At 53.1% G+C, this 6,614-nt stretch carries 6 protein-coding genes; all 6 read right to left on the reverse strand.

All coding sequences use genetic code 11. From position 1 onward, the window contains the following. Positions 1-9: 9 nt before the first annotated feature. The 6 genes from U869_RS0117120 to U869_RS0117145 all read right to left on the reverse strand — a co-directional run bounded on the left by U869_RS0117120 (position 10) and on the right by U869_RS0117145 (position 6,502). Positions 10-621 carry a tail assembly protein gene (locus U869_RS0117120; protein WP_025122148.1) on the reverse strand — a complete coding sequence of 204 codons (612 nt, stop codon included), beginning with the start codon at positions 619-621 and terminating at the stop codon, positions 10-12. 61 nt (positions 622-682) lie between these two features. Then, the gene (locus tag U869_RS0117125) at positions 683-1,198 is read right to left on the reverse strand and encodes a hypothetical protein (RefSeq protein ID WP_025122147.1); all 516 of its coding nucleotides are present in this window, start codon (positions 1,196-1,198) and stop codon (positions 683-685) included. A 60-nt stretch (positions 1,199-1,258) separates the two neighbouring features. Next, on the reverse strand, positions 1,259-1,966 hold the full coding sequence (locus tag U869_RS0117130) for a C40 family peptidase (RefSeq protein WP_025122146.1): 708 nt from the start codon (positions 1,964-1,966) through the stop codon (positions 1,259-1,261). A 2-nt stretch (positions 1,967-1,968) separates the two neighbouring features. After that, entirely contained in the window at positions 1,969-2,721 is a 753-nt protein-coding gene (locus tag U869_RS0117135; protein ID WP_025122145.1) for a phage minor tail protein L, read from the reverse strand. Between the two features lie 11 nt (positions 2,722-2,732). Beyond that, positions 2,733-3,086 (reverse strand): phage tail protein, encoded by a 354-nt coding sequence (locus tag U869_RS0117140; RefSeq protein ID WP_025122144.1) that lies wholly within the window; start codon positions 3,084-3,086, stop codon positions 2,733-2,735. Further along, complete coding sequence (locus tag U869_RS0117145) at positions 3,086-6,502, reverse strand: phage tail tape measure protein (RefSeq protein ID WP_232785370.1); 3,417 nt, start codon at positions 6,500-6,502, stop codon at positions 3,086-3,088. The genes U869_RS0117140 and U869_RS0117145 overlap by 1 nt, the downstream gene beginning before the upstream one ends. Positions 6,503-6,614: the final 112 nt, after the last annotated feature.

A 6,614-nucleotide genomic window follows, 5' to 3' on the forward strand; every position in this document is an offset into this window, starting at 1 on the left:
GCAGGTTGTTTATTGCTGGTCTTCTGCGAAGATCCCCGCAGAGATGATGGCACCACCGATCCGGCGCTTGCCGTAGAGAATAGGTACCGGATTGCCCTGAGCAATGGTATTCACCGGCCCACCAAAGGCATAGCTCGGCTTGTTGTCTGGGCTTTCACGTCGAGCCAAGCCGCCTTGCATGGGGGATAGCATTTGTATTACACCGCCGATCATCATAGCGGCACCCATCTGCAACGCAGCAGAACCCCAAGCGCCGCCGCCAAATGCCTGCCCCCACGGAGACATGCCAATAGCACCAATGACGACCAGCACCGCGCCAAGGATGGTCTGAAACACCCCCGCCTTTTTACTACCGATAATGACCGGGGCGATCCTGATATCATCACTACCAGAAAACTCCAGCTCATCTTTACCGATATTGTTCTTCCCAACAAAAATAGAGAATGTCAGTCCCCTTTCTTTTGCGGTCTGTAAGAATCTCTCAAAGCCGGGAATAGTTATAGATAACGCCTTGATTGCTTCTTGCGGCGTGGACACAACCAGTTCGTGAACTCGGCCAAATGTTGAACCAAGAACGCCATAGAGTCTAACCATTCGATATTCGTGTGATGTTGTATTCATGCTCACTCCAATAAAAAACCCTCCGAAGAGGGCGTTGTACAATCATTTAATATACTTCTATTTAATCACAATATATCTGTGAACCATATTGGTCAGCATCACTATGGCAAGCACGCCCTTTGCTATCGAAGCTATGCGCCTCGATACTTCCATCAGGATTCACCACGCTATACGAGTCACCGCCATACTTTTTAGCATACGCTTTGTGAGCTTCATATTGATGCTGCTTTGCCTCACTCAATTGCTTACGTGCGTTAGCAAGACTTTCCTCGGTTTGTTGTTCTGCCTCTTGATTCCCGGCTCTGGCAGCAGCATATACATCACACTGGAAAGGAATGTAGCGATATATTCCGTGATTAGACCTTTTATCAAGTTCAATATTACTTTCGTGATATAACTTTAAATAGAAAGAATGGTGCCCACATAACATATCTGCCTTAGATTGTGCCAGTTTAATATCAGTAGTGCTGTATATTTTTACATCACCGCTCTCTTTATTAAAATCGTCTTTTAATGTCGGCCTTTCAACACATCCAAGCAATAATACCGAGACAAAGAAAATGATTGTTTTATTCATATTTCAATCCTTATTATGCCAACAAACAGCAACACTTTAACATGTGTGACCGCAATAGCACTACGCAGACCCACTATAGCGAAGCGCGATGATCGTCCTATCCTGCCAATAACCATCATACGGGACATGCTTACTCAACTGCCCGTACGTGTGGTGGAGCATCACCCCATCACCGAGATATACCCCAGCATGGTTCGGCTCGTCGGCTCGCACCTGCATAATGATTATGTCGCCCACCCGCAGATCACCGGTTGCCGGTATAAACCCGGCCTCTGCATAGTGCTGCATGTAGAGGTTTTCGCCGCGATTCCACCAGCCATCTGAACGGTCGAAGTTGGGGATATCGATACCGCATTCCAGTCGGTACCAATCACGCACGATCGCGTAACAGTCCCAGATGCCATGCACGAACGGGCGTCCCAGTAGCGGCTTAATACCCTCGGTGGGAATAACCGTTCTGATATCGCCCTCCGGCCAACTTGCGATAATCCACGGCAACTGTGACAGGTCACATTGCGCCTGGTCGAGCTGGCTCGGCTGTGTTGTTGCGTCCGGGTGACTGTGAACGATAGCGACGATATCCCCAGCATCCTCCGCTGCTGCATAGTCCTCCGGGTGCATGCTGAATTGCTCGGCGGGCTCTGGTGCGGTATTTCGGCAGCGAAGATACTGCTGGCGGCGGCCATTTTGCACCACCAACCCGCAACATTCTGCCGGATAGCTTTCTTCGGCATGCGCCAAAATGGCGCTGATAATGTGCTTTCTCATTGCTACCTCTTCAACAATGCGGAGCCGGGGAAGCCGCCGAACGGCAGCGGATTACCCTTCCCCCAGCGGGGTTCGCAGCCGGTGGACAGCAGGCCAGAACAAGCATCTTTTGACGGGTCACTAACCGGCTTGCCGTCTGCATCAAAATACTTGCTGCCGGTGTACCCGCACGACGCCCCGCGATACTGGCCACGGATACACCAGGTACAAAGGCTGTGAATTTGCCGGGTGGGGATCATGATGCCTTGCAGGTCAGCGGGCGACGACAGTGCAAACTGGATGCCGGTATTGCTGCCGCTGATCTTGCGATCGATATACCACACGGCAACCTTTTCCTGTGTCGGATCGGCTTCGGGGTTTCCTTCGGGGAAGTTCCGGGCGTCCAGGTAATGCGCATAGGTATCGCGGATCGTAACTTTGAACATGGCCAGATTTTGGTATGCCAGGCACATAGAGCCCACAGTGCCATCGATATTACCGACTGACAGCGTAGGACTCGGCGCTGTACCGTCGCTCGTGACTTCTAGCCCTTCGATCTCCACCGGCCACGGCTTATATTCCCGACCTCCGAACCAGATGGATTTCGCCGGTAGCTTGGCCGGATCATCGCCCGCCTTTTCCAGCTCTGCCGAAGTGAACGGGATCGGGTGGCTGTGAAAATACAACTCAGGCCCGCTGAATTGGCTACCATCCACTTCGAACAGGCGAATTTTACTCCCAGGCTCAAGCACCTGGTGATCAGCATTGATAGACATGGTTTTACCTATTATGGTCGGAAGGCGGTCTCGAACGTGGCCGCAAGTTGGTACATCTGATCGCCGCGGTCATTCTTGCCCAGGGCGGTAACCTGATATGTTTTGCAAGTGAACAACCCAAGTTCAAAATTTGGCGTCATCCATTTAAAGGCCTTATAACCGGCGTGGCGTTTGAAAAAACTCCTGATCTCGAAAGTGCGCTTCCAGTTGCCGACAAATGTTAATGACCAACTTTGGAGGTCAGCATTCAACCCATCGCCAACCTGCTGTTTATAGCCGTCACCAAATTGCACTTCACGAACACGGAAGGAGTGATCGCCAGTCGGGTTTACCCTGGCGGCATAAGTGAACGTTTCCAGCGCCATTATCTACCCCCTCTGATCGCGCTATTGATAGCCCCACCCTGGCGCAGATCCTTGTCGCGCAACTTGATATATTCTCGCCGGAAGACCGCTGTTAACTCACGCGCAAAGCTCTCGCCCTCCCCGCCGCCAGAGACGGATGTAGAGCCGTTCTCGTTTATCGTTACGTAAACATTTCCCCCCGTTGCACCACCACCCATACCTGAACCGGATGGTTGGCTGGCCGTGGTGGGCCTAACGTCCATAGAGCGATCGGTAACGCGGTTAGGGGCTGCATAAGCGGCTGAAACATCCCAGACTGATGATCCGGCGCTTGCCCTGCTGGCTGGTATAGATGCGCTGAGATAGCTGGCCACGGTGGACAGTGTTTGCATAATGCCGTTAGCTGTCGTCGCCATTGCCGCTAATTGCTCCCGGCCCTGTGGGGTATTTTGTACTGACTGATCACTCTGACCAACAGCACGGACACCCAGCGAACCATCGGCGGCGCGGGTCAACGGCATGATAGCTTCTGGCCCCGCCTCCCCCATTAAGCCTGCACCCTTGGCAAAGGCAAAATATGTAGGAGAGGACACCACGCTGTTGCTGTAAGCGCTTAGACTTGGTGAGTCGTAGACGCCCCCCTTGGCATTAGCCACCGCACTGGAAATAAAACCGCCGATTGATCCCCACATACCGCCAGCGCCAGACATTGAGTTACCCAGCGCTTTGAGGCTGTTCACAAGGGCCGCATTCACAAGGATTTTCTCTATGGACTCCAGAACGCTGATAGACCAATCTTTCCATGACGCCTTATTGCCGTTGAGCATGTCGGTAATGTTGTTGACCATACCGCTCATGGCGCTTTTAGTTGCGTCGGCTGCTTGGCCTGCATAGTCGGAAGCCTCATCAACCCAATCGGCAAGACCGGCACTAACGCCGCCCATCCAATCCGCCTCGGCAGCTTTCGCCTCCTTATACTTCATGTCCAACGCATCGAGAGCGGCAATCCTGGCAGCAACAGCCGCGCTGCCTTTGTCGGATTTATCAAAAATGCGCTCTACCTGCTGCCGTTCATCAAACTGATCGCGCTGGCGCTGGCCCATCCCACGAGTTTTCTCGCTGGCGGCCGCATCGTCCCGATATTTCCGGGCTGCATCGGTTAACTCCTTCAGCGCATCGGCCATTTCACGCTGTTTTCTGACTGCTTCATCGGCCTTTTGCGTCCATGTTGCCAGTTCTACAGCTGATGCCTCGATCGCTTTCCGCTGCTCGTTAGTCCACTTTGCGCCGTTCTCATGAGAGGCAGCATACAGATCGGCAGCCTTTTCCCCCTGGGCTGCCCTGACCTTCTGAACGTCAACGGCAACGCTCAGATCAGCTATTTTCCTGCTGTACTGCTCTGCAGTCTTGGTGGCCTCATTTTCGGCTTTGTTGTGCAAGTTGGTAGCACTGGCCCCTGCTTTTTTAGCCTCCGCCAACCGCTGGGTTTCGTTATATTCCTTCACCATTGCCTGAGTATACTGAGCGGCATAGGTAGCGTTTTCCGGGCCTGTTTTGCCCATTCTTTGCAGATCAAACTCAGCCTGTTTTGTTACTCGGGCTACTCCATCCAATCCGGCTAACGCTGCCGCCTGTTGTTTTTGCAGCAAAGCCTGTTGCTCGGAGTCGGTAACCGTAGCTTGAGGGAGGCGCATTGGGCTACTTGCCAGTAATCCGTTACGGGTGGCCAATAAATCATTACCCGTAATGAGTAGCCGATTGAAATCCTTGTGCTGCGTGCTCATCATCACCAAAGACTGATAAGCAGCATTTTGCTGCCACGCCTGCTCACGTATCTGATTAACGCGCTGGCGTTCGATTTCTGCCAATGTCTGCTGTACTTGCCCTGCTCTTCCTTGCATCTGAGTGAGGCGTTCTTGCTCAACAGCAAGATCAGCAATTGCCTTTGCTATACCGTCAACAAGGTCGGCATCATTGATATTTGCGGAGTAGGCTGGGTTAGCTCGGGCTTGATTCAGCGTTTCCACATCCTGCTGCAGCGCTCTAACTTTCGCAGCCTGCTCATCAATCAGTCTATTTTGCTCTGCAAGCGCCTTCTGTGCGTTCTTACCTTCATCTGCCGTCTGGGGCAACGACATCGTTTTAACTTTTTCTCTTACCTGGTCTATCTGAGCAGCGTATTCCTGCGCTGACGCCCGTGCCTGCTCCTGCTGCTGGTACATGTAGTACCAGGCTCCAGCCCCCATCATGACAAGGCCGGGTATACCGCCGACCAACCCCAGCGCGCCAGACATCAGGCGTGATCCTACCGATGTAACACCATTCAGCGCCGTTTGTGCTGTCGTTCTCGCTGCAATATTGCGGGTCACTCGCGCTTGTGACGCTTCAAGTCGCCTTTCTGCTGCTGCCTGCCTGTCTGTTCCCCTGGCCGCTGCAAGCGCCTGCTGTGCACGATAAACTGCCGCGCGAGCGCGAGCGGTTGCTACTTTGGTGCCTTCAAGTTGTGCGGCAGCCAGTGATACTTCGGCACGATATGCCTTGAGTATGCCTGTTGTTGCATTCCCCATGCTGGATACCATGCCGCCAAAGAACCGCGCAGCACCGACCGACGCCATAGCACCAAGGGCAAAAGCAACTGTATCGATATTTTTAGCCAGACCATCAAGACCAGCAGAAACTGTCGCTGTTACGCCAACTGCATTATTCTGGCCGCCAACCCACTGTTGGAAGGCATTCATTACGCGGGTAGACGCAGCGCTAACGCTGTTCGGCATTGTGTCGAACTCTTTACGCAACTGCCCTAACTGGCTGATCAGCGCCGGGACAATCACATCGGTGGTCAGCTTTCCTGTGTCAGCCAACCCCTTCAAATCCTTTTGAGCTACCCCCATACCATCCGCCAGCGCCTTCATTACCCGCTGACCGGATTGGGCAACAGAGTTAAAGTCTTGGCCGCGCAGGACACCACGCCCTAGCGCCTGTGATAGCTGGGTGATCAGCGATGCGGTTTCATCAGCTGATGCTCCTGAAACCTGTAGGCCGGTAGACAGGGCATCAGTTAATTTCAGGATGTCTTGCGTTCCGTAACCCCATTCACGCAAGGATGATGATGCGCGTGAAAATAGGCTGGCATTCGCCTCAAAAGTCGAGCCGGTATATTGACTGATCCTCATCAGGCCAGCCTGGGCAATAGTAAAATCTTCCGTTGAGGTGGTGGCCAGTTTTACCCGCGCATTGAGCGAGTTCCACTTATCGGCCATGGCGACCAGGTTGCCAGTGGCGAACGCCCCCGCAAGAGCGCCGCCCATAGCCAAGGCGCTACCACGAACAGAGACAAGCTGCCCATTCAGATCGGCCAGCGCGCGTTGGCTTTGCCGTGTCGCGTTTTCTGCCTGGCGATTACCGCGCTCCACGGTTTTGAAGTAATCGGCTCCCATACGTGAGGCACGGGCGATCTCCGATTGGAACGAACTGGAGTTGGCCGATATTTTAATGATTAACTCACGCAAAGATGCCATATTTCACCTATAAAAAATCTATGGTCACCCC

The organism is Serratia sp. H1w (assembly GCF_000633355.1).
Classification (GTDB): domain Bacteria; phylum Pseudomonadota; class Gammaproteobacteria; order Enterobacterales; family Enterobacteriaceae; genus Chania.